Origin of the sequence: Sulfitobacter sp. 1A10359, from assembly GCF_043558145.1 — a bacterium.
In the GTDB taxonomy this organism is placed as follows: domain Bacteria; phylum Pseudomonadota; class Alphaproteobacteria; order Rhodobacterales; family Rhodobacteraceae; genus Sulfitobacter; species Sulfitobacter faviae.
On the sequence record NZ_JBIFGB010000001.1, the window covers coordinates 659626 to 685701 of the forward strand.

27 protein-coding genes are annotated in these 26076 nt (G+C 64.2%); 5 read left to right on the plus strand and 22 right to left on the minus strand.

Going from position 1 to position 26076, the window contains the following annotated elements; genetic code table 11:
* The first annotated feature begins 35 nt into the window (after nt 1–35).
* Nucleotides 36–626 carry an NAD(P)H-dependent oxidoreductase gene (locus ACGYK2_RS03265; protein WP_271689672.1) on the plus strand — a complete coding sequence of 197 codons (591 nt, stop codon included), beginning with the start codon at nt 36–38 and terminating at the stop codon, nt 624–626.
* On the opposite strand, the gene ACGYK2_RS03270 is transcribed toward ACGYK2_RS03265, so the two are convergent.
* Genes ACGYK2_RS03270 through yajC form a run of 10 tightly spaced genes read right to left on the minus strand, consistent with a single transcriptional unit; the run spans nt 616 to nt 7427 of the window.
* A complete protein-coding gene (locus ACGYK2_RS03270; RefSeq protein ID WP_271689671.1) occupies nt 616–1155 on the minus strand; it encodes a DsbE family thiol:disulfide interchange protein in 540 nt (179 codons plus the stop codon). The two genes, ACGYK2_RS03265 and ACGYK2_RS03270, sit on opposite strands and share 11 nt — an antisense overlap.
* Entirely contained in the window at nt 1148–1303 is a 156-nt protein-coding gene (ccmD, locus tag ACGYK2_RS03275) for a heme exporter protein CcmD (protein ID WP_394374198.1), read from the minus strand. Before ccmD ends, ACGYK2_RS03270 begins: the two co-directional genes overlap by 8 nt.
* Nucleotides 1303–2037 (minus strand): heme ABC transporter permease CcmC, encoded by a 735-nt coding sequence (ccmC, locus tag ACGYK2_RS03280; protein ID WP_067266389.1) that lies wholly within the window; start codon nt 2035–2037, stop codon nt 1303–1305. The genes ccmD and ccmC overlap by 1 nt, the downstream gene beginning before the upstream one ends.
* Nucleotides 2038–2089: 52 nt before the next feature.
* The gene (gene ccmB, locus ACGYK2_RS03285) at nt 2090–2746 is read right to left on the minus strand and encodes a heme exporter protein CcmB (RefSeq protein ID WP_271689669.1); all 657 of its coding nucleotides are present in this window, start codon (nt 2744–2746) and stop codon (nt 2090–2092) included.
* Entirely contained in the window at nt 2743–3354 is a 612-nt protein-coding gene (ccmA, locus tag ACGYK2_RS03290; RefSeq protein WP_271689668.1) for a heme ABC exporter ATP-binding protein CcmA, read from the minus strand. Before ccmA ends, ccmB begins: the two co-directional genes overlap by 4 nt.
* Before the next feature lie 19 nt (nt 3355–3373).
* Nucleotides 3374–3727 carry an Mth938-like domain-containing protein gene (locus tag ACGYK2_RS03295; protein WP_067266397.1) on the minus strand — a complete coding sequence of 118 codons (354 nt, stop codon included), beginning with the start codon at nt 3725–3727 and terminating at the stop codon, nt 3374–3376.
* A gap of 18 nt (nt 3728–3745) precedes the next feature.
* Nucleotides 3746–4501 (minus strand): sulfite exporter TauE/SafE family protein, encoded by a 756-nt coding sequence (locus tag ACGYK2_RS03300; RefSeq protein ID WP_271689667.1) that lies wholly within the window; start codon nt 4499–4501, stop codon nt 3746–3748.
* On the minus strand, nt 4494–5462 hold the full coding sequence (gene secF / locus ACGYK2_RS03305; protein WP_209218656.1) for a protein translocase subunit SecF: 969 nt from the start codon (nt 5460–5462) through the stop codon (nt 4494–4496). The genes ACGYK2_RS03300 and secF overlap by 8 nt, the downstream gene beginning before the upstream one ends.
* 1 nt (nt 5463) lies before the next feature.
* Complete coding sequence (gene secD / locus ACGYK2_RS03310) at nt 5464–7113, minus strand: protein translocase subunit SecD (RefSeq protein ID WP_209218655.1); 1650 nt, start codon at nt 7111–7113, stop codon at nt 5464–5466.
* A 35-nt stretch (nt 7114–7148) separates the two neighbouring features.
* The gene (gene yajC, locus ACGYK2_RS03315; protein ID WP_067627241.1) at nt 7149–7427 is read right to left on the minus strand and encodes a preprotein translocase subunit YajC; all 279 of its coding nucleotides are present in this window, start codon (nt 7425–7427) and stop codon (nt 7149–7151) included.
* 217 nt (nt 7428–7644) lie between these two features.
* Between yajC and serS the strand changes: the two genes are divergently transcribed.
* Both serS and ACGYK2_RS03325 read left to right on the plus strand, forming a co-directional pair.
* The gene (serS, locus tag ACGYK2_RS03320) at nt 7645–8937 is read left to right on the plus strand and encodes a serine--tRNA ligase (protein ID WP_271689666.1); all 1293 of its coding nucleotides are present in this window, start codon (nt 7645–7647) and stop codon (nt 8935–8937) included.
* Between the two features lie 245 nt (nt 8938–9182).
* Nucleotides 9183–9899 carry a hypothetical protein gene (locus ACGYK2_RS03325; protein ID WP_271689665.1) on the plus strand — a complete coding sequence of 239 codons (717 nt, stop codon included), beginning with the start codon at nt 9183–9185 and terminating at the stop codon, nt 9897–9899.
* Nucleotides 9900–9905: 6 nt separating this feature from the next.
* On the opposite strand, the gene der is transcribed toward ACGYK2_RS03325, so the two are convergent.
* The 3 genes from der to ACGYK2_RS03340 form a co-directional block, all read right to left on the minus strand.
* A complete protein-coding gene (gene der, locus ACGYK2_RS03330) occupies nt 9906–11387 on the minus strand; it encodes a ribosome biogenesis GTPase Der (protein ID WP_067266411.1) in 1482 nt (493 codons plus the stop codon).
* A 60-nt stretch (nt 11388–11447) separates the two neighbouring features.
* Complete coding sequence (locus ACGYK2_RS03335; RefSeq protein WP_271689664.1) at nt 11448–12830, minus strand: PQQ-like beta-propeller repeat protein; 1383 nt, start codon at nt 12828–12830, stop codon at nt 11448–11450.
* Between the two features lie 67 nt (nt 12831–12897).
* A complete protein-coding gene (locus ACGYK2_RS03340) occupies nt 12898–13602 on the minus strand; it encodes a tetratricopeptide repeat protein (RefSeq protein WP_271689662.1) in 705 nt (234 codons plus the stop codon).
* Nucleotides 13603–13753: 151 nt separating this feature from the next.
* On the opposite strand from ACGYK2_RS03340, the gene ACGYK2_RS03345 reads away from it, so the two are divergent.
* A complete protein-coding gene (locus tag ACGYK2_RS03345; protein ID WP_271689661.1) occupies nt 13754–14203 on the plus strand; it encodes a DUF302 domain-containing protein in 450 nt (149 codons plus the stop codon).
* Between the two features lie 23 nt (nt 14204–14226).
* On the opposite strand, the gene ACGYK2_RS03350 is transcribed toward ACGYK2_RS03345, so the two are convergent.
* The 3 genes from ACGYK2_RS03350 to ACGYK2_RS03360 all read right to left on the minus strand — a co-directional run bounded on the left by ACGYK2_RS03350 (nt 14227) and on the right by ACGYK2_RS03360 (nt 19252).
* Nucleotides 14227–15057, minus strand: coding sequence for an ion transporter (locus ACGYK2_RS03350; RefSeq protein WP_271689660.1), 831 nt, complete (start codon nt 15055–15057; stop codon nt 14227–14229).
* A gap of 103 nt (nt 15058–15160) precedes the next feature.
* On the minus strand, nt 15161–16945 hold the full coding sequence (locus ACGYK2_RS03355) for an ABC transporter ATP-binding protein/permease (RefSeq protein WP_271689944.1): 1785 nt from the start codon (nt 16943–16945) through the stop codon (nt 15161–15163).
* Nucleotides 16946–17149: 204 nt separating this feature from the next.
* Nucleotides 17150–19252 (minus strand): LysM peptidoglycan-binding domain-containing protein, encoded by a 2103-nt coding sequence (locus tag ACGYK2_RS03360; protein WP_271689659.1) that lies wholly within the window; start codon nt 19250–19252, stop codon nt 17150–17152.
* A 104-nt stretch (nt 19253–19356) separates the two neighbouring features.
* On the opposite strand from ACGYK2_RS03360, the gene ACGYK2_RS03365 reads away from it, so the two are divergent.
* Nucleotides 19357–19905 (plus strand): TIGR00730 family Rossman fold protein, encoded by a 549-nt coding sequence (locus ACGYK2_RS03365; protein ID WP_271689658.1) that lies wholly within the window; start codon nt 19357–19359, stop codon nt 19903–19905.
* On the opposite strand, the gene rarD is transcribed toward ACGYK2_RS03365, so the two are convergent.
* The 6 genes from rarD to ACGYK2_RS03395 all read right to left on the minus strand — a co-directional run bounded on the left by rarD (nt 19842) and on the right by ACGYK2_RS03395 (nt 26057).
* Nucleotides 19842–20762, minus strand: a complete 921-nt coding sequence (gene rarD / locus ACGYK2_RS03370; protein WP_271689656.1) for an EamA family transporter RarD — start codon at nt 20760–20762, stop codon at nt 19842–19844. The two genes, ACGYK2_RS03365 and rarD, sit on opposite strands and share 64 nt — an antisense overlap.
* Nucleotides 20763–20828: 66 nt before the next feature.
* Nucleotides 20829–21284, minus strand: coding sequence for a host attachment family protein (locus ACGYK2_RS03375; protein WP_209218648.1), 456 nt, complete (start codon nt 21282–21284; stop codon nt 20829–20831).
* Nucleotides 21281–21490 (minus strand): hypothetical protein, encoded by a 210-nt coding sequence (locus ACGYK2_RS03380; RefSeq protein WP_271689655.1) that lies wholly within the window; start codon nt 21488–21490, stop codon nt 21281–21283. The genes ACGYK2_RS03375 and ACGYK2_RS03380 overlap by 4 nt, the downstream gene beginning before the upstream one ends.
* A 256-nt stretch (nt 21491–21746) precedes the next feature.
* Nucleotides 21747–22346, minus strand: coding sequence for a superoxide dismutase (locus tag ACGYK2_RS03385; protein ID WP_271689654.1), 600 nt, complete (start codon nt 22344–22346; stop codon nt 21747–21749).
* A gap of 122 nt (nt 22347–22468) precedes the next feature.
* Complete coding sequence (locus ACGYK2_RS03390; RefSeq protein WP_271689653.1) at nt 22469–23047, minus strand: sarcosine oxidase subunit gamma; 579 nt, start codon at nt 23045–23047, stop codon at nt 22469–22471.
* Nucleotides 23040–26057 (minus strand): sarcosine oxidase subunit alpha family protein, encoded by a 3018-nt coding sequence (locus tag ACGYK2_RS03395; protein WP_271689652.1) that lies wholly within the window; start codon nt 26055–26057, stop codon nt 23040–23042. Before ACGYK2_RS03395 ends, ACGYK2_RS03390 begins: the two co-directional genes overlap by 8 nt.
* Nucleotides 26058–26076: the final 19 nt, after the last annotated feature.

The window sequence follows — 26076 nt, forward strand, 5'->3', positions numbered from 1 at the left end:
CGTTGATCCCGAAGCACCTCGTGAAAGGAGAAACCATGAGCCCGAAAATCACCGTTCTGTTCTACTCCACCTATGGGACCAACCACGCCATCGCAGAGCAAGCCGCGCGCGCCGCCGAAGAGGCAGGCGCCGAGGTCCGCCTGCGCCGCTGCGCCGAGACCGCCCCGCAGGCCGTTGTCGATGGCCAAGACGCGTGGCGCGCCCAGTTGGACAAGATGCAAGACATCCCCGAGGCCAAACCCGAGGACATGGAATGGGCCGATGGCTATTTCATCTCGGCCCCCACCCGCTTTGGCGTCGCCGCCAGCCAGTTCCGCACCTTCATCGACACGCTGGGGCCGCTCTGGCAGTCAGGGGCGCTGGCCAATAAGGCGATCACGGCGACCACTTCGGCGCAGAACCCGCACGGCGGGCAGGAGACGACGCTTCAGTCGATCTATGTCACCGCGATGCACTGGGGTGCGATCATCGTGCCGCCGGGCTATGCCGATGGCGTCAAATTCGAAGATGGCGGCAACCCCTACGGATACTCCTGCGAACCCGGCCCGCTGAGCGACACCGGCAAGAATTCCGTCGCCTATCAGGCAAAACGTTTGGTTGAATACGCCGAAAAGATCAGCGGGTGATCGCATCCCGCAGCGCCGGGAGGAACCGCTGTTCGTAATCGCTGCCAACCAGCGGCCCGGCAAAGCGGAACAACACCGTGCCGTCCCCGTCGACGATGAAGGTTTCCGGCGGGGCGGTCACGCCCCAATCAATCGCCACACGCCCCTGCGGGTCGAAACCGACCCCGGCAAAGGGGCTTTCTTCGTCTTCGAGATAGGCGGTCGCGTTCTTCTCGGTATCCTTGAAATTGACGCCGATGATGTTCATCCCCTCGGCCTGCATCTCCAAGAGCTTGGGATGTTCGGCGCGGCACGGCGGGCACCAGCTGGCCCAGAAGTTCACCAAGCTCACTTGCCCTGCGCGCAGCATGTCATCCGTGGCCTGCGGATAGCCGGGCAGCGTGTCTGCGGGCATGGCAGGCGCCTGTTGCCCCACCAGCGTCGAGGGCAGCCCCTCGGGATCGTCGCGGTACATGCCCACGGCGGCCAGTGCGACGAAGGCGGCAAAGATCACCGGCGGCGCGATCATCATGGGCGAGAGTTTAGCCACGGCTTCCGGCCTCCTGCTCAGTTTCTTCCAAAGCCCGGCGCGCCGCGCGACCGCGCCAGAGGGTCAAGCCGATCAGCGCCGCCAGAAGCAGCAGAGATAGGGCATAGGCCGAGAGCACCTCGGCCGCGTATTTTCCAAGATCCGGCATCACGCCCCCCTGTTCATCCGCGCCCTAAGCGCCGCCGTACGGCGCAGGCGAATTTCGGTGCCCGTGCGGTAGACCACCAGCGCCAGAAACAGCAGGCCAAAGCCCAGCATCGCTAGCACAAGCGGGTAAAAGAAAACATCCGCCACGCTGCGGTTGCCCGTGGCCACGGGGATCGAGGTCCCTTGGTGCAACCCTTGGTTCCAGAATTGCACCGCATAGCGCGACAGCACCGCAAAGACGGAGCCAACAAGGCAGAGAACCGAGGTCAGATCGGCGGCGGTGTCCGGGTCTTCGACCGCCTGCCACAGCGCGATATAACCCAGATAGAAGAGAAACAGGATCAGGAAGGACGTAAGCCGCGGATCCCACGCCCACCATGTGCCCCACATCGGCTGGCCCCAGATCGCCCCCGTGACCAGCGCGATCAGCGTCATCACCAGCCCCACGGGGGCCGCGGCCTTGGCCGCCAATGCGCTGACGTGGTGACGGCGGATCAGCCAGATGAGCGAGGCCACGAGCATCATGAACCACGCATTGATCGCCATCAGAGCGGCGGGCACATGCAGATAGATGATCTTGACCGTGCTGCCTTGCCGCGCGTCATCAGGCGTGCCGAAAAAACCCCAAAGCAAGCCCACGCTCACGAAGGCCGCCGCCAGCACCCAAAGCGCAGGTTGCACGCGCTGCGAAAGCGCAAGGAATTTGACCGGATTTGCGTATTGCCAAAGGGACATGCAGACTACCTATCGCGCGGTTGGGTGGTGCTCAATGCACGATTTGTTGGGGTCATCGCAACCCCATCCGTAAGACAGCCGCTGCGGCAAATGGCATCAAGGCCACCACGGCCAGCGTCAGCCCCGCCAGCATCAACAGCGGCGTGGCGGTGTCCAGCCCCGCCGTCCCGCGCCGCGCGACCTCGGCCCCGAAAATCAGCGTCGGGATATAGAGCGGCAGCACGAGTAGCGACAGCAGCAACCCGCCGCGTTTGATCCCCACCGTCAGCGCCGCGCCGAACATGCCGATCACCGACAGCGCCGGCGTGCCAAGCGCCAACGAGGCCAGCAGCCACAGATGCCCCGGGGCCGCGAGTTGCAGCATCACGCCCAAAAAGGGCGCCGCCAGAACCAGCGGCAGCCCGGTGGTCAGCCAATGCGCCAAAGCCTTGACCGCCAGCGCCCCTTCCAGCGGCAGCGGTGCCGTCAACAGCAGCTCCAACGAGCCGTCTTCGAGATCGAGCGCCAGCAGACGGTCGAGCGACAGAAGACAGGCCAAAAGCGCCCCGAGCCAAAGCACACCGGGCGCAATCGCGCGCAGCAGCGTGGCCTCTGGCCCGACGCTGAAGGGCACCAGCATCGTCACGATCAGGAAGAACGCCAAGCCAAGGCCAAAGCCCCCGCCTGCCCGCAGCGCCAAGCGCAGGTCTCGTAGCAGCAACGCCTTCATAGAAAGGCCGCATCGCTGGCGCCGAGATCGGCATCGGGGGCCGCACGGTAGGCGCTGATGTCGAGCATCCGCGCCTCCACCCCCAGATCGATATGCGTGGCCATGAGGGCCGATCCGCCCGACGCCAAATGCCCGCGCAGGACAGAACCGAACAGCGCCACCGCATCCGCGTCGAGCGAGACCGTCGGCTCATCCAACACCCAAATCGGCCGCCCCGTCACCAAGAGCCGCGCCAAGCCCAAACGGCGCTTTTGCCCGGCGGAGAGGGTCGCGGCCAAACGGTCCGCCAAAGGGCGCAGCTGATAGCCATCGAGTGCGGCGGAAATGTCAGTGTTGCCAAAGACCTGCGCCCAAAAGCTCAGATTCTCGCGTACGGTCAGCATGGATTTCAGCCCATCCGCATGGGCGGCATAGGCGACACGGTCCTCCGCCCCCTCGATCTGCCCCGTGAGCGGCGCTTGCAGCCCCGCGATACAGCGCAGCAGCGTCGTCTTTCCGGCACCGTTCGGGCCGCGCAGCACCAAGGCCTCCCCCGCCGCCAGCGCGAAGGACAGGCCCGAGAGCACGGGCACCCCGCCGCGTGCGACGCTGAGGTTGCTGACTTGCACTGGCCGCGCCGCTCCGCCCTTAGACCGGCAAGAGGGCCAGCGCGATGCGCCGCCCCTCGCTCAGCAGAATGTTGTAGGTGCGGCAGGCGGCGGGAGACGACATAACCTCGACCCCCAGCCCGGCCTCTTCCAAGGTCTCACGCAGGTCATCGGGGATATGCGCCACCTCCGACCCGGTGCCGAGAAAGACGACATCCACCTTGCCCGCCAGCGCCAACACCGGCGCGGGATCGGCCAGACCGCCCCAGCCGGTGATGCCCTCCGGGCCGATCACCTGCGCGCCCTCAACGACCTCTCCGTCGATGCGGAAGAAGCCGGGGCCGTAGCCGTCGATCGGTTTGGCGTCGGTATAGGTGATCTCATTCAATCGCATGTCGCGTCCCTCACAGGCTCAGATATTCCACAGCGGCAGGCCGAGGATAGCCGATGCGGCGATGACGATATAGGCCACCGTGCGAAAAAGCCGCTCTCGCTTTGGGTCAAATAGCCGCGCCCCGATGATATTGGCGATGACATTGGGCACCCCGGCCAAGAGGCCCAGCCACAGCACCGGCCAGACCACCTGCCCCGTCGCCCCGAGCATGGCAAAAAGCATCAGGTCGAGCCCCAGTAGATAGAGCAAGAAATTCGCCCGGATCACCGCAGCGGGCCTGCGGCTTGCCATATAGAGCAGGATCACCGGCGGCCCGGCGATGCCCGCAAAACCGGTCATAAAGCCACCCAGAGCGCCGGTGGCCGTCACCAGCTTCGCATCAAGCGGCCCGTGATAGCGCCAGCCCGCGAGCAGCAGCGCCAGAAGCCCCAGCACCACGCCCGAGACGATCCAGCCGAACCCCTCGGGCGAGATCAGCGACAGCCCCCATAGGCCCAGCGGCATGCCGATCAGCACGCCGAGCAGCAGCCGCCCCACTTCACGCGGCGCGCCTTCGCGCAGGGCATCGGGGAGGTTTGGCAGGGGGCCGATCACCTCGGCAGCGGTTAGGAAAAGAATCGCTTCGACCGGAGGCAGGACAGAGGCCGCGACGGGCATGATGATCATGGCAGAGCCGAAACCGGCGAAGCCGCGCACCAGCCCCGCCACGATCACGGCCAGCGCAAGCCATGCCACCCCGGGGGTGGCGATGGCCTGCGGCAGCAGGTCAGGCATCAATATTGGCGAATTGCGTGCCCGCGCCCGCGTCGGGCTTGGACCAGTCGCGCTTCACGCCAAGGTAAAGCACCACGTTCTTGGCCACATAGACCGAAGAATAGGTGCCCACGATCACGCCCCAAGTGATGGCAAAGACGAAGGCCCGGATCACATCGCCGCCCAAGATCAGCAGGGCGATCAGCGCCAGCAAGGTGGTGCCCGAGGTCATCAGCGTACGGCTCAGCGTCTCGTTCACGCTGAGGTTCATCACATCGCGCAGGGGGCGCTTTTTGTATTTCCGCAGATTCTCCCGCAGGCGGTCAAAGATCACCACGGTGTCGTTGATCGAATAGCCGATGATCGTCAGGATCGCCGCCACGACCGGCAGATCGAAACGGATCTGAAGGAGCGAGAAAAGCCCGATGGTCAGCACCACGTCATGGAACAGGGCCACCACCGCGCCGACCGAGAACTGCCATTCGAACCGCAACCAGATGTAGATCAGGATCGCCGCCAGCGCCCCGCCCACGGCAAGGAAGGCGGTCTGGATCAGCTCGCCCGAGACTTTGGGGCCCACGGATTCGACAGAGGTGAACTTGATATCGGGGGCCACGCCTTGCAGTGCCGCTTCGATGGTTTCGATCGTGTCGGTCGTCGCCGCCTGCTGCCCTTCTTGGGCCTGCACGCGGATCATCGCCACATGGCGGTCGGCACCGAAACCGGGATCGAAGACCTCGGAAATCGTGACGTCGCCCAATTCAAGCGGCGCGAGCGCATCGCGGTAAGCGCCCACGTCGACGGCTTGGGAGCTTTCGGTCCGCAGGGTGGTGCCGCCCCGGAAGTCGATGCCGAAGTTCAGCCCCATCACGCTCCAAGCGATCAGGGACAGGACCATCAACACCACCGAAGCGCCAAAGGTGATCTTGGCATAGCCGAAGAAATCGAAGTTCGTATTGTCGGGTACCAGCTTCAGTCGCATGTCAAACCTCGATTGTCTTGGGACGGCGGCGTTCAAACCAGATCACCACCAGCAAACGGGTGACGAAGAAGGCGGTGAAGACCGATGTGACGATGCCCAGCCCCAGCGTGACGGCAAAGCCGCGCACCGGACCGGAGCCGAGAGCGAAGAGGATGACCGCCACGATGAATGTGGTGATATTTGCATCCAAAATGGCGCTGAGCGCACGTTCATACCCCAGCGAGATTGCCCGCGCAGCGCCTTTGGCATTGCGTTGTTCCTCGCGGATACGCTCGAAAATCAGCACGTTGGCGTCGACCGCCATGCCGACGGTCAGCACGATCCCGGCGATGCCCGGCAGCGTCAACGTGGCCCCGATCAGGCTCAACAGGCCAAAGATCAGCCCGACGTTGATGATCAGCGCGATATTGGCAAAAAAGCCGAACAGCCCGTAGGACGCCCACATGAAGAACAGCACGGCGACGAAGGCGACCATGGTCGCGATCTTGCCCGCGTCGATGCTGTCTTGGCCCAGTTCCGGGCCGATGGTGCGCTCTTCGACAAAGCTCAGCCCCGCAGGCAGGGCCCCGGCGCGCAGCAGCACAGCAAGGTTGGTGCTTTCCTCGACCGAGAAGCGCCCGGTGATGATGCCCGACCCGCCGGGAATATGGCTCTGGATCGTCGGCGCGCTGATGACTTCATCGTCGAGCACGATGGCGAAGGGAGAGCCGATGTTCTCAGCCGTGTAATCGCCGAACTTCCGTGCGCCGGAGGTGTCAAAGCGGAAAGACACGGCAGGCGCGCCGTTCTGGTCAAAGCTCGGCTGCGCGTCGACGAGTTGTTCGCCGGTGACGACGGGGGCGGTCTCAATCGTGTAGAAGACGCCCTCTTCGTCGGCGGCAGGCAGGATCGCGTTGCCGATGCCGGGGTTGTCGTTTTCGTTCGAGCCACGATTGACCACCGGATTGAAGGTCAGCTGCGCCGTGGTGCCGATGATGGCTTTCAACTCAGCCGCCGAACCGATGCCGGGCACTTGGATCAGGATACGGTCCGCCCCCTGACGCTGGATCGTCGGCTCACGGGTGCCAACTTCGTCAATGCGGCGGCGCACGATTTCGAGGCTCTGCTGCATGGTGCGTTCGTCGGTCGCCTGTTTTTCGGCATCCGACAGGGTGATGGTGATGATGCCATCGGCCCCGCTCACGTCGATGTCGCTGCCGCCTGCGCCGGTCACGGTGGTGACGGGCCGGGCCAGATCACGGGTGATCTGCAGCGCCTCGGCCATTTTCGACGGATCGTTCAGACGGACCCGCAACTCCCCCGCTGGCGCTTCTTGGCGGCGCACCGGGGTGAGACTGCGCAGAGCGTCGCGGACCTCGGGCCATTGGGCTTCCATGCGCGAGGCATAGACATCGGCCAGTTGCACTTCGGCCAGCAGATGCGCACCGCCGCGCAGGTCAAGGCCAAGGTTCACCAGCCCCGAGGGCATCCATTCGGGCCAAAGCGCGCGCTGCGCTTCCAGTTCGGGCGTGCTGCCCTGAACCTCGATGGCCGCAACGGCGTCATTGTGCTTTTCGACAGGAGCGTAAAAGGCATTGGGAAGCGCCAGCCAAAGCCCTGCCAAACAGGTCAGGACAATGACAATCCGCTTCCACAGATCAATCTGTAGCATAGTTCCGCCTTTGGGTTGCGGCCTCGGGGTAGGGTTTATTTCGCCGGTTCGGTCTTGGAGACCACGGTGGCGATGGTGGCCTGCACCACGCGAATTTTCACGCCCTCGGCGATTTCCACCTCAAGCTCACCGTCGTCTTTGACCTTGGAGACCTTGCCGATGATGCCGCCTTGGGTCACGACCTGATCGCCCCGGCGCAGACCGGCCACCATGGCCTGATGTTCCTTCGCCTTCTTCTGCTGCGGGCGGATGAGCAGAAAATACATGATCGCGAAGATCAGGATCAGCGGCACGAATTGCTGGATGCCTTCCATGGGGGTCGTCCTTTTCGATGGGTATTGGGCCACAAAATGGGCCTTGAGAATTTGGCCAGAACCTATGCGCGGTGACAGCGGGGTGCAAGGTGGAAAGCCGATGCCGCCTGCCCGCCCGCGCGGGGCCAATCGCCGCATGGTTGCGGCCCCTACCCCCGCACCGCACATTAAGGCATAAGGCAGCAAAACCGACTCACCCGATCTTGAGGACAAACCCATGCACGACATCCGCGCCATCCGCGACAATCCCGAGGCTTTTGACGCCGCTCTCGCCCGCCGGGGCGAGGCTGCGATGTCGCACGCGGTGCTGTCCCTCGATGCCGCGCGCCGCGCCAAGATCGCCGCCGCCGAGACTGCCAAGGCCGAACAGAACAAGGCCAGCAAGGAAGTCGGTGCCGCCAAGGGTCGGGGCGACGAGGCCGAGTTCGAGCGTTTGCGCGCGCTGGTCAGCGACAAGAAGGCCGAAGTCGCCGCAATGAACGCCGAGGCGCAGGAGTTGGACGCGAAGCTGACCGACATGCTCGCCCGCATTCCCAACAACCCCGCCGATGACGTGCCCCAAGGCGATGATGAGAACGACAATGTCGAGGTGAAAAGCTGGGGCGAGAAGCCCGCCTTCGACTTCAAACCGGTCGAGCATTACGAGATCAAAGGCGTCAAACCCGGCATGGATTTTGAGACCGCGGCCAAGACTTCGGGCGCGCGTTTCGTCATGCTGAAAGGCGCCGTGGCGCGCATCCACCGCGCGCTGGCGCAGTTCATGATCGACACCCATGTTGACGAGAACGGCCTGACGGAGGTGAACTCCCCCGTGCTGGTGCGCGACGAGGCGATGTATGGCACGGATAAACTGCCGAAATTCGGCGAGGACAGCTATCAGACCACGGATGGCTGGTGGCTGGTGCCGACCTCCGAAGTGCCGCTGACCTATTCGGTGGGCGGCGACACGCTGGAGCAAAGCGCTCTGCCGATCCGTCTCACTGCCCATACGCTCTGCTTCCGTTCCGAGGCCGGGAGTGCCGGGCGCGATACCGCCGGGATGCTGCGCCAGCACCAGTTCGAGAAGGTCGAGATGGTCTCAATTACGCACCCGGATGAGAGCGACGCCGAACAGCAGCGCATGGTCGGTTGCGCCGAAGGCATTCTTGAAAAGCTCGGCGTGCCTTACCGCACCGTGATCCTCTGCACCGGCGACATGGGTTTTGGCGCACGACGCACCTATGACATCGAGGCGTGGGTGCCGGGGCAGGATTGTTACCGCGAGATCTCCTCGGTCTCGACCACCGGCGATTTTCAGGCGCGGCGCATGAACGCGCGGTTCAAACCCGAGGGCGGCGGCAAGCCGCAGTTCGTGCATACGCTGAATGGCTCGGGGCTGGCGGTTGGGCGTTGCCTGATCGCGGTGCTGGAAAATGGCCAGCAGGCGGATGGCTCGGTGAAACTGCCCGAGGCGCTTGCGCCCTATCTGGGGGGCAAGACGACCCTCACTGCGGAAGGTGTGCTCGCCTAAGGGTGGGCCGCCGCGTGGCCCGGGATCAAGCCGCAGGCGCCGGGCCATCGCCTGCCCGCCCGGACGGGTAGGCGATTTAGTGAGGTTGGGGCGACTTGGCGAAGTCACGTTATGGTTGAGCCATAAAGTGGCAGTGTCCAGCCGTTCCATCGCCCACCCGCGGGCAGCGCTGGCCCTTGGTTGCCGTGGCGAGCAGGCGCTCTAGGATTAGATGTACCGCAACAGCTAATCCCACGAGGCCCCGCTTGCCCAAATCCTCCCGCACCCTGATCGCAGCGCTCGCACTGCTGCTCAGCATCGCCTTTGCGATCTCGCCCTTCTTCGTGCCCAGCTTCTCGGGCTTTGATCCGAACCAATTTCCCATTCCCCAAGACAACCCGCCCGCGCAGCCTGCGGGCTATGCCTTTTCCATCTGGGGGGTGATTTACCTCTGGCTGATCGTGGGTCTCGGCTATGGTCTGCTCCGCGCGCCGCGGGATGGGCAGTGGCACGACATGCGCGTGCCGCTCTGCCTGTCGCTCGCTGTGGGGACCACATGGCTCGCCGTGGCCACCATGAGCCCGGTCTGGGCCGCGATACTGATCTGGATCATGCTGATCACCGCGCTGATCGCCCTGTTCCTCGCCCCGGTCGAAGACCCGCTCTGGGCCGCCGCCCCGATGGGGCTCTACGCGGGCTGGCTCTCTGCCGCTTCCTGCGTGTCGCTGGCGCTTCTGGCCGCAGGATACGGCTATTTGGAAGAGCAGACGGCGGCGGTGGTCTTTGTCGGGCTGGCGATTGCAATCGGCGCCATCGTCCAGACCGCTCTGGGGCGGACACCGACCTATGGCATCGCGGTGATCTGGGGGCTGGTGGGCGTGGTCGTGACCAATTGGGGCGAGACGCCCTTGGTCGCCTATCTGGCGCTCGGGGGCAGCGTCATCGTGGCGCTGCCCACCGTCAGGGCGTTTCGGCGCGGCTGAGCGCGCTTAGTCCTTGCGGCGACCGTCGGTGTGCTTGCGCAGCTTCGACGGCGCCGCTTTCTTGCGGTTCTTATAGGGGTTGGCGTCGGACTGGCCGCGCATCCACAGACGGATCGGCGTGCCGGGCATGTCGAAATCCAACCGCAACCCGTTGACCAGATAGCGCGTGTAGCTGTCCGGCACCTTGTCAGGGTGGCTGCACATCACCACGAAGCCCGGCGGGCGGGTCTTGGCTTGGGTCATATAGCGCAGCTTGATGCGCTTGCCCTGCGGCGCGGGGGGCGGATGCGCCTCCATCATGCCCGAGAGCCAGCGGTTGAGCTGCGCGGTGGTCACCCGGCGGTTCCAGACCTCATAGGCGCGCATGATCGCGGCCTGAAGCCGGTCGAGGCCCCTGCCCGTCTTGGCCGACACGGTGATCAGCGGCGCACCGCGCAACTGCGGCAAGAGCCGCTCGAAGCTCTCTTTGAGATCGCGCAGTTTCTCCTGCCGGTTCTCTTCGATGTCCCATTTGTTCACGGCGACGACAACGGCACGGCCCTCACGCTCGGCCAGATCGGCGATGCGCAGGTCTTGCTGCTCGAACGGGATTTCGGCGTCGAGCAAAAGCACCACAACCTCGGCGAATTTCACCGCGCGCAGACCGTCGCTAACGCTGAGCTTTTCCAGCTTCTCCTGAACCTTGGCCTTTTTGCGCATCCCGGCGGTGTCGAAAATGCGCATCGGCACTGGCTCACCATCCGGCCCGGCCCATTCGGTGGTCAGCGAGATCGCATCGCGGGTGATCCCAGCCTCTGGGCCGGTCAGCAGACGGTCCTCACCCAGAATCTGGTTGATCAGCGTCGACTTGCCCGCATTGGGGCGGCCCACCACGGCGACCTGCAGCGGCTTGGCGCGGGTCGGCATCGGCAGGGATTCGGCTTCGAGATCGGCGTCATCCTCAGGCAGGTCCACATCCGTCTCGGGCGCGTCTTGGGTGGCACGTTCGGCATATTCATCCGCCAGCGGCATCAGGGCCGTGTAAAGATCGGTCAGCCCCTCACCATGTTCGGCGGACATGCGAATGGGCTCGCCCAGCCCCAACGAATAGGCCTCGATCATGCCGGCGTCGGCGGCCTTGCCCTCCCCCTTGTTGCCCGCGAGAATCACATGGGCGGATTTCTTGCGGAGGATTTCGGCAAAGACCATGTCAGAGGGGGTCACGCCCACGCGGGCGTCGATCATGAAGAGACAGACATCGGCCATGTCCACCGCACGTTCGGTCAGGCGGCGCATCCGGCCTTGCAGGCTGTCGTCGGTGACCTCTTCCAGTCCCGCGGTGTCGATCACGGTAAAGCGCAGGTCGGCCAATTTGGCCGCGCCTTCGCGCAGGTCGCGGGTCACGCCGGGCTGGTCATCGACCAGCGCAAGGCGTTTGCCGACAAGGCGGTTGAACAGCGTGGATTTCCCGACATTGGGACGGCCCACGATGGCAAGGGTAAAGGACATAATTCAGGCTCCGGGCCCCGGTTGGGCCAGTTCAGACACGCGCCTTAGCCTATTTGCGGCCTAACGGAAAGCGTGCAATTGCCCCTTGGTGGAGACGACATATAGCGTGCCGCCCGCCACGACGGGGGCGGTGGTTGCCCCGCCGGGGATTTGGGTGGTGCCGGTCAGCCCGCCGCTTACGGGGTCAAAGCTGCGCAGCACCCCGTCGTTGGAGGCCACGATCACGCGCCCCCCGGCGATGATCGGGCCGTAATGGGCCACCACTTCGGATTGTTTCTTGGGCTTGTCCTTGACGAAATTCGGCAGCGGCGTGCCCCAGATGCGGCGGCCCGTGCTGGCGTCGAGCCGGACCAATTCGTTCAGGTCCGTCACCGCAAAGACAGAATCGCCCGCAGGCCAGACCGGACCGATCGCCCCGTCGCGCGCGACCCACTTACGGTCGCCGCTGTTGACATCCAGTGCGGCCAGACGGCCCGAATGGTTGCCCACATAGACAGTCCCGTTCGAGACCACAGGCGCGCTTGTCACATCGCCCACAAAGCTCAGCGCGCGGCCCGGACGTTTGCCCAGAACAGAGGTCGACCACCGCTCAAGCCCGCCTTGGCGGAACAGCCCCTGCACCTCGCCCGAGCCGAAGGCAAAGATCGCCAGATCGCTGGTGACGGCAGGCGCAGGCGCGCCCAAAACGTTGCTAAGGCTGGTGACCGCACCGGTTTGCCACTGAATGCGGCCAGTCGCCTTGTCCAGCGCCCAGCCGGTATCGTCGCCCGCCGTGAGATAGACCAGATCGCCCGAGACGGTCGGCGTGCCCGAACCGGTGGCGTCAAGGTCTTGGGTCCAGCGCACGCCGCCCGTCGTCACGTCGAGCGCGGCCAGAACGCCAAAGCCCACGGAGACATAGAGCGTTTCCCCATCCACGGCGAGGCCGCCACCGGTGGCTTGGCCTTCGCGGTCGGATGCAGGAGTGAGGTCACGGGTCCAAAGCGTTTGGCCCGAGGTCGAGGTCGCTGTGACCTGCGCCCCGGCGTCGAGCGTGAAGACACGCCCGCCCGCCACCACCGGATCGGCGGTGATACGTTGTTTGCGGCTGTCGCCCGCGCCGATATCGGCGCTCCAGACCGGCTGCAAGGCGGTCCGCAGCGCGGGATGGCTAATGCGGGTCGCTGCGGTGCCGATGCTATGGGTCCAATTGGCGTTGTTCACCGTGCCGCCCAGAGCGATGGCGCGGCTGGTATTCTCTGGCACGGGACCGGTGGCGCCGTCAAAGGCAGGGTCTTGCACGCCGGGGTTTTGCAACACCGCGCGCACGTCTTCGCGTTTGCCCGGCAGATAAGTCTGCTCGTCCGCGCAGGCCGTCAGCAACAGCGCGGCACCAATGGCCCCCGCCACGCCCAGACCCCGCAGACCCGCATAGCCGGGTTCGGTTTCGCGATGCTTCGTCATGGACCTGCTCACTTTCTGTCTTTCCTCAACCTTCACGCCCCCGCCATTTTTGGCGGGTGGATATGTGTCAGTCACCCGTTGCTTCGGGGATCTCCAGCGCGGCCTCTGCGGCGGCGCTCTCGTCACCCGGTTCTTCACCCAAGGCCACAATCACCTGAAGGGCGCGTTGTTGCAAGTCCGGGGTGGTTTCCGCGTCGGAGAGAATGGACTGATAGCGCGCCACGGCCTTGTCGGTCTCCCCCTCTTGAATGTCGATCAGGGCCAGTTGCTCTTCGGCCAGCAGGCGCAGCGGGGCACCGGGCTGGGCCAGCGCTTCGAGGGCCTGACGCCGCTCAGCCACGGGCACCGATTGGCCCTGCAGGGTCACGATCTTGAACTGCGCCAAGGCCCGGTAGATCGGCGCGAGGTCACCGTCGAGCGCGATAGCATCCAGCTGTTCCACGGCGGCATCGGTTTCACCCGCCTCGGCCAGCGCATCGGCGCGCATGAAGTTCAGCACAGCGCGGGCACCGGGGCCATCGGCCTCAATCGGGGCGAGCGCTTCGGCGCGGGCATTGCTGGCATCCGCTTCGAGCGCGGCAAGCATCGCATCCCCCAAAGCTTCGGCCTCGGCCCGCTCCTGTGCTTTGCTGTATTCGTTCCACGCGGCGCCACCGACGATGGCCACCACGGCCAGCACGGCGATCCAACCATAGCGGCGCAGGTAGCCGTACAGCCGGTCGCGGCGGACCTCTTCGTTCACTTCGTCAATAAAACTGTCGGTATCGCTCATCGCGCCCTGCCCCCGGCCTGATTTTGCCCCTCTTACCGCGCGTGGCCAGCCAAGCCAAGACCCAGCGAACCGCAGCGCCTTTTCGCCGACGGCTTGGCCCGGGGGCGCGGCACGCTAGGTCAGGGGCAGAATGCAGCGAAAGGAGACGATGATGAAAGCGATTGCACTGGCGGCGGGTGTCGTGATGGCGGCCATGCCCGCATTGGCGCAGGATTTGGTGGCCAAAGTCTCACCCCATGACGTGCCCACGACGATGGACCGGCTGGAAAGCGCGGTTGAGGCGGCAGGGGCCGAGGTCTTTGCCCGGGTCGATCACGCCGCCGGGGCCGAAAAGGCGGAGATGGAATTGCGCCCGACGCAGCTTTTGATCTTTGGCAACCCAAAGCTCGGCACCCCCGCGATGCAGGATGCCCAGACCGCCGGGCTGGACCTGCCGATGCGGGTGCTGGTCTACGCCGATGGCGAGGGGGCCGTGCATGTGACCTATGCCGCGCCTGAAACGCTGGTCACCGCCCACGGCCTGCCCGAAGAGGCGGAATATCTCACCAAGATGACCAAGGCGCTAGACAATCTCACCGCTAAGGCGATCGGCGAGGAATAACGCCCTCTCCCCGCCCCGGCCTCTTAGGGTTTGGGCGGGGTGTTCTGCGCCTTGATCAGGTTTTCCAGATCGGTCAACCGCGACATGACCTCATCGCGGTAGGTGTTGGTCTGCTCGTTGCTTTCCTCATGATGCGCGTCTTGCATCGAGTTCACGATCAGGCCGACCAACAGGTTCACCACCGCGAAGGTGGTGACCATGATAAAGGGCACGAAGAACATCCAAGCATAGGGATAGACCTCCATCACCGGGCGCACGATGCCCATGGACCACGACTCGAGCGTCATGATCTGAAACAGCGAATAGCCCGACTGGCCCAGCGTGCCGAACCACTGCGGGAAATCCGCGCCAAAGAGTTTGGTGGCCATGACCGAGGCGATGTAGAAGATCACCCCCATCAGCAAAAAGACCGAGCCCATGCCGGGCAGCGCGTTGACCAGCCCCTCGACCACGCGACGCAGCGAGGGCGCGACCGAGACGACGCGCAAGAGCCGCAGGATGCGCAGGGCGCGCAAAACGCTGAGCCCCTGTGTCGCCGGGATCAGCGAGATGGCGACGATGATAAAGTCAAAGATGCTCCACCCGCGTTTGAAGAAATCAAGCCCGCGCCCGAAAAGCTTGATCGCAATTTCGATGACGAAAATGGCGAGACAAATACGGTCCAGCAGCAGGATCAGCGGCCCGGCCTGCGCCATCACCTCGTCCGAGGTCTCAAGCCCCAAGATCACGGCGTTAAAGAGAATCACGCCCAGAATGAAATTCTGGAACGAAGGGCGGTCGGCCAGCCGGGCGGCGCGGGCGCGCAGCGAGGTCTGCGAGGAGGTCGAAAGATCGGTCATGGCGGTAGATATCATGCGCCACCCCGCACAGTGCAAGAGCAGATCGCCCGCAAATGCACCCCTCGGCGGCAATGCCCCGCCTGCCTGCCGAAACAGAAGGCGGGGCCAGCTTCGCCATCTACTCTTCTTCCGCTTGCTGGCGCTGCCAAAGCTGGGCATAGCGCCCCCCTTGGGCGAGCAGCACCTCATGGCTGCCCTGTTCGATGATCTCGCCCTTCTCCAACACGACGATGCGGTCGGCCTCGGCGATGGTCGAAAGGCGGTGGGCGATGGTCAGCACCGTGCGCCCTTGGCCCGCGCGGCGCAGCGCGTCTTGGATCTCATGCTCCGTCTCGCTGTCGAGCGCGCTTGTGGCCTCATCCAACAACAGGATCGGCGGATCTTTCAGCAGGGTCCGCGCGATGCCCACGCGCTGTTTCTCGCCGCCCGAAAGCTTCAGGCCCCGCTCGCCCACCGTGGTCTTATACCCCTGCGGCAGCGCCATGATGAAATCATGGATCTGTGCTGCGCGCGCGGCGTCCTCGACCTCCTCCTGCGTGGCACCATCGCGTCCATAGGCAATGTTGTAGCCGATAGTGTCGTTAAACAGCACCGTGTCCTGCGGCACGACGCCAATCGCCATATGCAGCGAATGCTGCGTCACATCGCGCACGTCCTGCCCGTCGATCTTCAGCGCCCCGCCCGCGACATCGTAGAAGCGAAACAGCAGCCGCCCGATGGTGGATTTGCCCGAGCCGGTCGAGCCGACGATCGCCACCGTCTCTCCCGGTTTGGCCTCAAGCGAGATGCCTTTGAGGATTTCACGGTCGGTGTCATAGGCGAAACGCACGTTCTCCAGCGTCACATGGCCGCCAGTAACCTTGAGGTCTGGCGCGTTAGGCTTGTCGTCAATCTCAGCCGGTTGTTCGAGCAGGCCGAACATCTGCCCCATGTCCACCAGCGCCTGACGGATCTCACGGTACACGGTGCCAAGGAAGTTCAGCGGCACGGTCAGTTGGATCATGTAGGAGTTCACCATCACGAAGTCGCCGACGCTCAGCTCGCCGCTTTGCACGCCCATCGCCGCCATGACCATGACCCCTACGAGCCCTGCGGTGATGATCAGCGCTTGGCCAAAGTTCAGGAAAGCGAGCGAATAGTTCGTCCTGATCGCCGCGTTCTCATAGTCGGCCATCGCCAAATCATAGCGCGCGGCCTCGCGCCCCTCTGCGCCGAAGTATTTCACCGTTTCATAGTTCAGCAGGCTGTCGATCGCTTTTTGATTGGCGTCGGTGTCGCTGTCGTTCATCTGCCGCCGCAGGCGCACGCGCCATTCGGTGACGGCAAAGGTGAACCAGACGTAGAGCGCAATGGTCACCGCCACGACCGCCAGATACCAGACGTCGAAGAGCACGGCGAGGATCACGCCCACGAGGATCAGCTCAAGGATCAGCGGCCCGATGGAGAAGAGCAGGAAGCGCAGCAGAAAGTCGACGCCTTTGACCCCCCGCTCGATGATCCGGCTGAGCCCCCCGGTCTTGCGGGTGATGTGATAGCGCATCGACAGTTTGTGAATGTGCTGGAAGGTCTCAAGCGCCAGCATCCGTAGGGCGCGCTGCCCGACGCGGGCGAACACCGCATCGCGGACCTGTTGAAAGCCCACCCCCATCAGTCGCGCCATGCCGTAAGCCACGGTCAGACCAATCGCGCCAAGCGCCAGCATCGGCGCCCCCTCGCCCGCCAGCGCATCCACCGCGTCGCGGTAGAAGAACGGCGTGGCGACGATGATCAGCTTCGACACCAGCAGCGCCAGCATGGCCAGAACCACCCGGCGTTTCACCCATGGCATATCCTTGGGCCAGAGGTAGGGCGCGACCTTGCGCAGCACCAGAAAGCCCGACTGCCGCTCGGCGGCGTCGATCATCTCGGCCTCTGTGGGGATGCGTTCGGGCTTGGGCGTCTTGCGGTCGCGCCGCCGCGCGGCGTTAGATTGTTCTGTATCGGCTGGCATGGAAATTCCTGAAGTGATTACAGGCTACATAGGCCCCATGGCCTTGGGTTGCCAGTACCGGGCGGCGCACAGCCGCTCTGCGCGCTGCGAATGCCGCCCCGGTTTTGGCCGCTTAGATCACTCCGATGCCGGGTCTTCAGGCAGGTCGAAGACCTGTCCGGGGTAGATCAGATCGGGGTCGCGGATGTTGGCGCTATTGGCCTCGAACACCTTCACGTAAAGCAACGGGTCGCCGTAGCGGTCACGTGAGATTGCCCAAAGCGTGTCGCCCTTCTGGACCGTCACAGCGCTCAGCGGGCCGGTCAGCCCTTCGGTGGCCGCGGCCAGCACCTCGGGAGATTCGCGCTTGAAGGGTGTCTCCACCCGGCTGGTCACATCGCCTGCGCGGGAAAGCTCATCCACGCGCAGGGTATAGACGCCCTCATCGACATTGGGCAGATCGCCCCGCCAGCGGCCCTCTTGATCGACCGGCAAGCTGATCACGGCGTTGTTGTTCAGATAGACGCGCACTTCGCGGGTGTCCGGTTGAGCACGGCCCGCCAGTTGCACATCGCCCTGATCGGAGTAACCGATGGTGTCGAGCGCCACATTGGTCATCACCTGCGGCGGCGCGGTGTCGAGCCGTTCGACCCCTTCGGCGGTGGATTTCAACACCGGAGCGGGCGCGGGCGGCTTCGCCGGTGCGGCGGTGGTGTCGGGCTCCTCCGCAGGGGCGGGGGTCGTGGTCTCAGGCGCCGATGGGCTGCGGTCGGCGAGGTTCGGGGCCTCGGTCACGGCTGCGGGCGGTGTTTGCGCGAGCGTGGTGTCACTTTCGACGTTTCCCGTCTCTGCCAGTGGTATGGCTTGAGATGGCGCCTCACCGTCAGCGTTTGGCGCGGCGGTCTCGCCCTCTTCGGTGCCGGTTTCCGCCAACGGCGTCGCTTGAGAAGGCGTGGCGCTGGTGACTGCCCCCTGATCGGCGGCTACGTCTTGTTCCGACGGCGCGGCGTTCACGTCTTTAGCCGTACCCGTCCCCGCCATCGCTGTGGTTTGGGCCGGAGCGGTGCTGGAATCTTCGCCCTGCTCGGCGGCATCGTCTTGCTCTACGGTCGCGGCACTCACGTCTTCGGCGCTGCCTGTTCCGGCCATCGGCGTGGCTTGGGACGGCGCGGTGTTGCTATCCGCGCCCTGCTCGGCAGCACCGTCTTGAACCAACGCCGCCGCGCTCTCCTCCTCCGCGGTGCCTTTTCCCGCCATCGGCATCGCTTGAGAGGGTTGCTCCGACGTTCTGCTCTCCACGTTAGCGGTCCCGGTATCGGAAAGTGGGGTGGCCTGAGCGGGGGCGGAGGCGACCTCCTCTTCGGCGATAGCCAGGTCTTGCTCTGTCGATACGGTGTCTTCGTCCGTGTCAGCCTCGTCTTGCGTCGACTGTCCTCGGTCCGCCTCGACGTCTTGCACGTCCGCATTGCCGGACGCAGCGCGCTCCGCCTCGGCTGTGGCCGTTCCGGCCAGAGGGGTCGCCTGCTCCGCCTGCGCAGCGGCTGGGTTTTGACCCGTCGCTGCCGCGCTCTCCTCTTCAGCGTCGTTCGTAGTTGCCGGGATCGGCTCTTCCATCGTGGTCTCAGAGGTTTCAGGCTCCGCCGTATCAACCGGCTGTGTGGCCCCCTCCTCAACCGACGCAACCGGGGTTTCCTCCGGCGCGATATCGGCCTCCGCCAACTGCACCGGCGCTGCCCGAGGGGTGAGAATGATCTCCTCTTCCGAGGCAAGCTCCGCCGCGCCGTCCTGCCCCAAAAGCGTCAGCACATGGCCCTTGCCATTGGGCGGGATCATGGCAAGGGTCGCGAATTTCCCGGCCCCATCGGCGGTGGCGCGGGCCACCTCTTCGCCATCCTTCAACACGGCCACGGTGCTGCCGGGCGCCGCCCGGCCCGCGATCACCGTCATGCCGTCGCTTTCGCGGCGCACTTCGTCAAAGGCCGGGGCCTGCGGCACCGCCTCGGGCTCCGTCGCCGCCTCACCCTCAGGGCCGACCGAGACACCTTTCACCGCATCTGGCACCAGCGTGGCATTCTCAGGGGTGGCATCGCGTTCGGGGAGCACGGCCACCGCTTCGGGGGCTGCCTCCTCCGGCGCGCCGCGCTTGCTGCCGATCCAAGCGCCAAGCGCCAGCACCGCCGCCGCAAAGGCGCCCGCCGCCATCGCCCCCATGCCGCCAAACCGGCCAAATCCCTTGAACATTCTCTACTTCCCCTGTGGTTGAGCCTTTTTAGCAAGCAGGCTAACAGGGGTCAAAAGCGCAGACGATCCGCGCCGAATTTTCCTAATCAACAGGACGCTTTACCATGCAACATTCTGTCTGTGTCTATTGCGGCTCCCGCCCCGGCGACGACGAAGCCTTCACCCAAGACGCCGAAACATTGGGCCGCGGTCTGGCCGAGGCCGGGCTGCGGCTGGTCTATGGCGCGGGCGATGTCGGGCTGATGGGCAGCGTCGCGCGTGCCGCCCAAACGGCGGGGGGCGACACCTTCGGCGTGATCCCCGCGCATCTCGTGGCATGGGAAGTCGGCAAGACCGATCTCACCCGCTATATCGTGACCGAAACGATGCATGAGCGCAAAAAGGTGATGTTCATGAACTGCGATGCCGTGGCGGTCCTGCCCGGCGGCGCGGGGTCATTGGACGAGTTGTTTGAGGTGCTGACATGGCGCCAGTTGGGCCTGCATGAAAAGCCTATTTTCCTTGTGAACACAAACGGATACTGGGAGCCTTTCATGTCGCTCATGAACCATGTCGTGACCCATGGCTTTGCCGATGCGACGCTGCTGGATTACGTCACCGTGGTGCCGGATGCCGAGGCCGCTCTCAGCGCTCTGCGCCGCGCTTTGTCCTGACGGAAGGTGCTGACGGAATAGACCGCCAGCGCGCACCAGATCAGCACAAAGGCCTGCACATGCCAGCCCGTGAACGGTTCGCGAAACAGGACTACGGCGCAGAAAAACTGCAAGGTCGGGTTGATGTAGCTCAGCAATCCGGCCGTCGCCATCGACAATCGCCGCGCCGCGTAGCTGAACAGGATCAGCGGCGTCGCGGTGATCGGCCCGGCGAGTATCAGCAGCGCCGTATCGCGAAAGGAGGCCCCGAAGGCCCCCGCTCCATTGTCACCCGTTTGCCACAGCACGAGCACCGCAAGGGGCGACAACAGCAGCACCTCAGCGGTGACAGAGACGACCGGCCCCACCGCCAACCGCTTTTTCGCGAGCCCATAAAGCCCAAAAGACGCCGCCAGCGCCATGGCGAGCCAAGGCGCGGTCCCCAAGCCATAGGTAAGCAGCGAGACCGCGACCGTCACCAGCCCCACCGCGAAAAGCTGTACGGGGCTCAGTCGCTCCGCAAAAACCAGACGGCCCAACAGGACCGAGACCAGCGGGAAGATGTAATAGCCCAAGGCCGCCTCCGTCGCCTGCCCGCTCTGAACCGCCCAGATGAAGAGGTACCAGTTCGTCGCGATTACCAGCGCCGCGAAAGCGAGCAGCCCAAAAGCCCGCGGCCCGGCCATCGCGTCAAGGATCGCGCGCAAACGCCGCTGCCCCGCCAGCACGATGACGAAGAACACCAGCGACCAGAGGGTGCGATGGGCCAGCACTTCGGCGGCGGGCACATGCGACAGCGATTTGTAGAAGATAGACGACAGCCCCCAGATACAGCAGGCCGCGATCATGGCGGCGAAACCCTTGGTGGTGTCGGTCATGGGAAATCCTTGGCGCGGTAGACTGCTTCCTTGTGAAGGCAATCAATTCCCGCGCCAAGGGAAAAGTCAGGCTTGAGCCAATTCCCCGGCCACGATCTTTTCGATCTCGTCGATGGGGTGGTTGGTCAGGGTCTTGGGGATTTCCCCCACCACCTTGCTCTGCACCTCTTTGTGGAGGTCATCGCGCAGGTCGCCCAGCACTGCCGGAGGGGCCACCAAAACGATCCGATCAAAGCGGCCCTTATGGGCCAGTTTGTAAAGGATGTCCGACAAGTCCTTGGCGAAGCGCTCTTTTTCCAGCTCATGCCAATCCGTGTCGTCAAAGGCAGAGCGGTGCCCGCTTGGACCATCGCTCATCCGACCGGGGCGGTTGGCGGCTTGCTCCCGCGCCGGTGGGTTCTCCTGCTCTTCCTTGCGCACGACTTGAAGATAGGGGTCTTCGCCGTCCGTGTGGTTTTGCAGGAAAAGGGCCTTTTCGCCATCCGCGATCAGCACCCATGTGTCTTGGCTGAGTTTGGTCATGAAGGCTCTCCATGGTTGCGTTTGTCTTCGCCGGTGACGCGGGTCACGCCGTCTTCGCCCTTCTCGGCGCGGCGCATGGCGTCTTGGGTGCCAACATCCTTTTGCAGATCACCCCCGGCGCGGCCACCTTGGTCTGGCGTCTCGGTCTCGGAGAGGAATTTTTCCGTTTCCTTGCTACCGTCGTTGGATCGCTTCCGCTCGGCCATTTCGTCCTCCTTTTTTGACGTGAAGTCTCAGGAGAAAAACATCCGCGAAGGGTCTTGGGTTCCAACGAAAAACCCCGCAGCAGGCTGCGGGGTTTCTGTCTCGTTCCGGCTGGCCGTAAGGCCGCGCCGTCATATCACATACGCGAAGCGACGTTGTCCCAGTTCACTCAGCCTGCGGCGTAGCCATGGGCGTCGGTGACTGGGAGAGCGCCACACGCATCAGGCGCGAGCGGCTCTCGCACGCGCCGCCGCTAGATCACATGCGCGACGCGACGTTGTCCCAGTTCACAAGGTTGTCGAGGAAGTTCGACAGGTAGTCGGGGCGCGCGTTGCGGAAGTCGATGTAGTAGGAATGCTCCCACACGTCACAGCCAAGCAGCGCAGTCTGGTCAAAGCAGAGCGGGTTCACGCCGTTCTCGGTCTTGGTGACCTTCAGGCTGCCGTCTTTGTCTTTCACCAGCCAGGCCCAGCCGGAGCCGAACTGGCCTGCGCCCGCGGCCTTGAACTCATCCTTGAACTTGTCGACGGAGCCAAAGCTTTCGGTGATCGCCTTTTCCAGCTCACCGGGCATCTTGTTGTCTTCGGGGCTCATCATTTCCCAGAACTGGTTGTGGTTCCACAGCTGGGAGATGTTGTTGAAGATGCCGGACTGGGCCACGGCGTTCGGGTCGTAGGTGCCCTTGATGATCTCTTCGAGGGTCTTGCCCTCCCACTCGGTGCCCTCAATCGCCTTGTTGCCGTTCGTGACATAGGCGTTGTGGTGCTTGTCGTGGTGGTATTCCAGCGTTTCCTTGGACATGCCCTTGGATGCAAGCGCGTCGTGGGCATAGGGGAGATCGGGAAGTTCAAAAGCCATTTCTGGGCCTCCTCGTTTGGAAATTTCGCTGCGGCCACTTGATGTTGATCAAGCGGCAACGTCAAGGTCAACGTCTGCAAATCACATCCGTTCCGAGAGAAATAGTCAGTTTTTCTCCCGACTTACGCCGTTTGGAAATGGCCCACCGCGCTGCCGGGCTGGGCTGCCACGCAAAGCTGGTCGAACATATACTGCGCCACCGAGCGAAAGCAGATCACCTCAAAGGCGCCATCGTCGCGCAGCCAAAAGGCGGCGGGCACCTGCCCCATCCGCGTGCGGCGGAACATGCCGGGGGTGAATTGATCTGGGGCGAGGTCGACGGGGGCGAGCTTGGCCAGCACCTCCCGCGCATGGGGGCCTTCGACACGAAACGCCGCGCGCGCGCCGGAGACATCCATGGCGGTGGTATGGGTATCCTCGAAGGCCGCATGCAGCCGCGCCAGCACCTCGGACACCTGCACGTGAGGGCAAAAAAGCAGCAATTCATCGGGCGACATCCAAGCCGCCCCGGCGTTCCCGGCGAAGCGGCATTGCCCCCGCTCGGGGCGCTCCACCCCGGTGAGCTTCTTGGTCACCTTGCGCAGATAGGGCGCATCAAGATCGCCGCGGATCGTAATCATGCCCATGGGTGCCACTTCAGAAATCAAAGCGATACCAGCGTCATAGCGGGCGTTCTTCAATGCGCTTACGGGTTCAGACATTCTGTTTCTCCCCCTTGGGATCGTAAAACACCGGATCGACGATCCGCGCCTCATAGGCCTTGCCATCGGTGCCGGGGAAGGTCAGCACCTCGCCCATCCGGTCCGGTCCATGCAGGACCAAGCCCATGGCGATGCCCCGGTCCAGCGTCGGCGAATGATAGGAGGAGGTCACCCGCCCCTGCATCACCTTCTGGCCGTTCTTATTCTCACCTTCGCCAAGCGCATAGGCCCCATCCGGCAGGGTGCTGCCATCCGTGGTCTCAAGCCCCACCAGTTTCCAGCGGGTCGGATCCTGCATATGGCTGCGCTGTTGCGCGCGTTTACCAAGGTAGTCGTCCTTCTTTTTCGAGATCGCCCAGTTCAGGCCAAGGTCTTGGGGGATCACCGTGCCGTCGGTCTCATCCCCGATCATGATGAAGCCCTTTTCAGCGCGCAGGATGTGCAAACATTCCGTGCCATAGGGCATCACGCCCAAGTCATGCCCGGCGATCAGCAGCGCGTCCCAGAAGGCCTGCCCCTGCCCGGCCTCAACGGCGATCTCATAGCTCAACTCGCCCGAGAAAGAGATGCGGAAGACGCGGACCTTGAAACCGCCCAATTCGCCCTCGGTCCACTCCATGAAGCCAAGCGCTTCGCGGCTGAGGTCCATCCCGCCAAGTTTCTTCAGACATTTCCGCGCGTTGGGGCCGACGACAGCCACCTGCGCGTAATGTTCGGTGGCGTTGACCACATGCACTTTCCAATCCCACCACTCGGTCTGGAGCCATTCCTCCATATGGGCGTGGATGCTGTCGGCCCCGCCGGTGGTCGTGTGGCAGAGGAAGGTCTGCTCATCCAGCCGCGCCACGACGCCATCGTCGATGAGGAAACCATTCTCGTTGCACATCAGCCCGTAACGGCATTTGCCGGGTTTCAGCGTCGACATCATATTGGTGTACATCATATCGAGGAACCGCGCCGCATCCGGGCCACGCACGATCAGCTTGCCAAGGGTCGAGGCATCCAGCAGGCCGAGGTTCTGGCGCGTGTTCGTCACCTCACGCATCACCGCGTCATGGGTGCTTTCGCCGTCTCGCGCATAGGCATAGGGCCGCCGCCACTGGCCGACCGGTTCCCAGACCGCGCCATTGGCTTCGTGCCAGTCATGTAGCGGGGTGCGGCGGATCGGCTGGAAGGTATCGCCCCGCGCCGCCCCCGCAATCGCGCCCATCGAAATCGGGTGATAAGGCGGGCGGAAGGTGGTGGTGCCGACGCTGGGAATCTCTGCATCAAGCGCCCCAGCAAGCGTGGCCAGCCCGTTGATATTGCTAAGCTTCCCCTGATCCGTCGCCATGCCGAGCGTGGTATAGCGTTTGGCATGTTCGACCGAGACAAAGCCCTCCTGCGCCGCCAGCCGCACGTCCGAGACCTTCACGTCGTTCTGATAGTCCAGAAAGGTCTTCTCGCGCAGTTTGACGCTGGCGCCCTGCGGCATTTGCCAGACCGGCATCATCGGCGCTTCCTCGCGCCGGGCCGCCGTGGGCGCGGTGAGATCGCGTGGCAGTTTGAAGCCGAGCGACGTCGCCACCCCATCGGCAGCGGCATGGGCGTCATGCAGCACGTCGTCGAGGGCAAAGACCCCGGCCGCCGCCCCCGCTGGCGTCACGAAACCATGGCCGTCTGCCCCGGTGGGCGGATGGTCCTGATCTGGGCGGAAACAGGCTTTTGCATCGTCCCACGTCAGCTTGCCACCGCAGTGCGACCACAGATGCACCACCGGCGACCAGCCGCCCGACATGGCCACCGCATCGCAGGCGATCTCTTCCAACACGGCCCCTTCGCCCGCCTGCGAACAGACGGCCACACCGGTCACCCGCTTGCCCCCCTGAACCGAGGATACCGCATGGCCCATGACCACCCGAATGCCAAGCGCGCGGGCCTGTGCGACCAATTCGCTGTCCTGCGGCAGGACGCGGGCATCCAGCACGGCGGGCACATCAAGCCCCGCCTGTTTCAGCGCAATCGCCGTGAGATAGGCGTTGTCGTTATTCGTCACCACCACGGTGCGGTCACCGGGTGAAACTCCGTAATTCGCCACATAGTCGCGCATGGCCGAGGCCAGCATCACGCCCGGCACGTCATTGCCCGCAAAGCTCAGCGGCCGCTCGATCGCGCCGGTTGCGGTGATCACATGGGCCGCCCGCACGCGCCAAAGCCGATGGCGCGGACCTGCGCTCTCGGGGGCATGATCCCGCAGCCGTTCATAGCCCAGCACATAGCCGTGATCGAAAACCCCTGCCCCCATGGTCCGGTCGCGCAGGTCCACATTCTCCATGCCGCGCAAACGGTTGAGCGTTTGGGCGATCCAGTCCTCCACCGGCGCGTCGTCGACCGTGCCACCGTCAACCGGCGCCCGCCCGCCCCAATGGGCTGACTGCTCCATCACGATGACACGCGCACCGCTTAGGCCCGCGGCCAAGGCGGCCTGAAGCCCCGCGACACCGCCGCCGATGACCAGCACATCGCAGAAGGCGTGGAAGTGTTCATAGGTGTCGGCATCTGCCGCCTTGGGCGCTTTGCCCAGACCGGCGGAATGGCGGATGATCGGCTCATAGAGATGCTTCCACAGCGGACGCGGATGCATGAACATTTTGTAGTAGAAGCCCGCGGGCAGAAAGCGGCTGAGGTATTTGTTGATCGCGCCCACGTCGAACTCAAGGCTCGGCCAGTGGTTCTGGCTTTCCGCGGCCAACCCCTCGTAAAGCTCGGTCGTGGTGACGCGGGCATTGGGCTCGAAATGCCCCTCTTGGCCAAGACCGACCAGACCGTTGGGCTCTTCTGGGCCGGAGGTCACGATGCCGCGCGGGCGGTGGTATTTGAACGAACGCCCGACCAGCGCCTGATCATTGGCCAACAGCGCCGAGGCCAGCGTGTCCCCCTCATAGCCGCGCATCTGCTTGCCGTTGAAGGTAAAGCTCAGCGGTTTGCTTTTGTTCAGCAGGCGGCCGCCTGTGGCCAGTCTTGTGCTCATCGTGGAAAACCTTGGGGGC

Bases quoted from the DNA above. Each gene is read 5' to 3' on its own strand.
- ACGYK2_RS03375 (WP_209218648.1), bottom strand. From the start codon at position 21,284: ATGACCAAACTCAGCCAAGACACATGGGTGCTGATCGCGGATGGCGAA.
- ACGYK2_RS03335 (WP_271689664.1), bottom strand. From the start codon at position 12,830: ATGACGAAGCATCGCGAAACCGAACCCGGCTATGCGGGTCTGCGGGGT.
- ACGYK2_RS03300 (WP_271689667.1), bottom strand. From the start codon at position 4,501: ATGCCTGACCTGCTGCCGCAGGCCATCGCCACCCCCGGGGTGGCATGG.
- ACGYK2_RS03365 (WP_271689658.1), top strand. From the start codon at position 19,357: ATGCAACATTCTGTCTGTGTCTATTGCGGCTCCCGCCCCGGCGACGAC.
- ACGYK2_RS03345 (WP_271689661.1), top strand. From the start codon at position 13,754: ATGAAAGCGATTGCACTGGCGGCGGGTGTCGTGATGGCGGCCATGCCC.
- ACGYK2_RS03390 (WP_271689653.1), bottom strand. From the start codon at position 23,047: ATGTCTGAACCCGTAAGCGCATTGAAGAACGCCCGCTATGACGCTGGT.
- secF (WP_209218656.1), bottom strand. From the start codon at position 5,462: ATGCGACTGAAGCTGGTACCCGACAATACGAACTTCGATTTCTTCGGC.
- yajC (WP_067627241.1), bottom strand. From the start codon at position 7,427: ATGGAAGGCATCCAGCAATTCGTGCCGCTGATCCTGATCTTCGCGATC.
- ccmD (WP_394374198.1), bottom strand. From the start codon at position 1,303: ATGCCGGATCTTGGAAAATACGCGGCCGAGGTGCTCTCGGCCTATGCC.
- der (WP_067266411.1), bottom strand. From the start codon at position 11,387: ATGTCCTTTACCCTTGCCATCGTGGGCCGTCCCAATGTCGGGAAATCC.
- ACGYK2_RS03350 (WP_271689660.1), bottom strand. From the start codon at position 15,057: ATGATATCTACCGCCATGACCGATCTTTCGACCTCCTCGCAGACCTCG.
- ACGYK2_RS03395 (WP_271689652.1), bottom strand. From the start codon at position 26,057: ATGAGCACAAGACTGGCCACAGGCGGCCGCCTGCTGAACAAAAGCAAA.
- ACGYK2_RS03385 (WP_271689654.1), bottom strand. From the start codon at position 22,346: ATGGCTTTTGAACTTCCCGATCTCCCCTATGCCCACGACGCGCTTGCA.
- rarD (WP_271689656.1), bottom strand. From the start codon at position 20,762: ATGACCGACACCACCAAGGGTTTCGCCGCCATGATCGCGGCCTGCTGT.
- ACGYK2_RS03295 (WP_067266397.1), bottom strand. From the start codon at position 3,727: ATGCGATTGAATGAGATCACCTATACCGACGCCAAACCGATCGACGGC.
- ccmC (WP_067266389.1), bottom strand. From the start codon at position 2,037: ATGTCCCTTTGGCAATACGCAAATCCGGTCAAATTCCTTGCGCTTTCG.
- ACGYK2_RS03360 (WP_271689659.1), bottom strand. From the start codon at position 19,252: ATGTTCAAGGGATTTGGCCGGTTTGGCGGCATGGGGGCGATGGCGGCG.
- ACGYK2_RS03355 (WP_271689944.1), bottom strand. From the start codon at position 16,945: ATGATCGACGCCGCCGAGCGGCAGTCGGGCTTTCTGGTGCTGCGCAAG.
- serS (WP_271689666.1), top strand. From the start codon at position 7,645: ATGCACGACATCCGCGCCATCCGCGACAATCCCGAGGCTTTTGACGCC.
- ACGYK2_RS03380 (WP_271689655.1), bottom strand. From the start codon at position 21,490: ATGGCCGAGCGGAAGCGATCCAACGACGGTAGCAAGGAAACGGAAAAA.
- secD (WP_209218655.1), bottom strand. From the start codon at position 7,113: ATGCTACAGATTGATCTGTGGAAGCGGATTGTCATTGTCCTGACCTGT.
- ACGYK2_RS03340 (WP_271689662.1), bottom strand. From the start codon at position 13,602: ATGAGCGATACCGACAGTTTTATTGACGAAGTGAACGAAGAGGTCCGC.
- ACGYK2_RS03265 (WP_271689672.1), top strand. From the start codon at position 36: ATGAGCCCGAAAATCACCGTTCTGTTCTACTCCACCTATGGGACCAAC.
- ccmB (WP_271689669.1), bottom strand. From the start codon at position 2,746: ATGAAGGCGTTGCTGCTACGAGACCTGCGCTTGGCGCTGCGGGCAGGC.